Here is a 653-nt window from a genome sequence, read left to right on the forward strand (position 1 = left end):
CTACCGAGTTTAGCGGGTTATGTGGATACGGTATTGGGAGCTACTCAAACAGCACCGACTTACATCGTGGAGTTCTACGACAACCAGGCATCGGCTGATGCGGGCATCTCCAATGCAGCACTGACCGATCTGGATACCTACCAGGTACACAGCGGTACTTACTGGGTCAGAGTAGAGAATACACTAACGGGTTGTTATGAATTAGATTCTTTTAAAGTAACGATAGAGAAACTGGCTAAGCCGGTAATCACCAGCAACACGGGCAGTCATATTGCGTGTGTACAATGGAATACGACTCAGGTGACCAATGATTTGATTCTGGACAGTGGCATTACGGCTGCGAACTATACCTTTAACTGGTATGCCGACGGAGTACTGCAGTCTCAGCACGGTGCTACGTTTGCCGTAACGACCATGGACCTTAATGCGGATCATGTGGTGTATACGGTAGAGGCTGTGAGTATCAATCCTCCGCTGTTGGGTTGTACTTCGGTGATTACCGAGTTATCGACCTTTGATGTAATCAAATCGGGTATCGCGGCCAATCTGGAGTATACCGTAACCAATGCCTTTGCCGAGAATCAGATTATTACGGTAACCAATGACGGTTACGGATTGTATGAGTACAGCATGGATGACGGTCCGAGACAAAC

Annotated in this window: 1 protein-coding gene; it reads left to right on the top strand. The window is 47.8% G+C overall.

The window, feature by feature from the left end; translation table 11 throughout:
* Positions 1 to 653, top strand: a 653-nt coding sequence (locus ACSVH6_RS13585) for a hypothetical protein (RefSeq protein ID WP_438079402.1), incomplete at both ends; no start/stop codon positions are given.

The sequence above is a fragment of the Flavobacterium sp. XGLA_31 genome (assembly GCF_051547105.1).
Classification (GTDB): Bacteria; Bacteroidota; Bacteroidia; order Flavobacteriales; family Flavobacteriaceae; genus Flavobacterium.